The organism is Zestomonas carbonaria, assembly GCF_904061905.1.
GTDB classification, from domain to species: Bacteria; Pseudomonadota; Gammaproteobacteria; order Pseudomonadales; family Pseudomonadaceae; genus Aquipseudomonas; species Aquipseudomonas carbonaria.
Map to the genome: position 1 here is coordinate 1 of NZ_CAJFCI010000136.1, position 221 is coordinate 221.

Below are 221 nucleotides of genomic sequence, written 5' to 3' on the forward strand. Positions count from 1 at the left end.
ATGGACATGGCGCACCGCCCGCTCGCCGTGCCAGAGGGTGAACAGCGCGGGCTGGTCGAGGATCGCGCCAAAATCCACGGCGGGGTCGCGGCTGGAGAGTTCGAGGGTCAGCCGGAAGGGCATGGACAGCCCTTCGTCCAGCTCGAAGGAGACGACCTCGAAGTCGCCGCTGGCGGGCGCGAAGGTGAAGCGCAGGTCGGATTGGCGGGGCATCGCGTGCA

At 68.8% G+C, this 221-nt stretch carries 1 pseudogene; it reads right to left on the minus strand.

Going from position 1 to position 221, the window contains the following annotated elements:
- Nucleotides 1-213 (minus strand): annotated as a pseudogene (locus tag PSEWESI4_RS25000) (hypothetical protein); the annotation flags it as partial.
- Between the last annotated feature and the right edge of the window lie 8 nt (nt 214-221).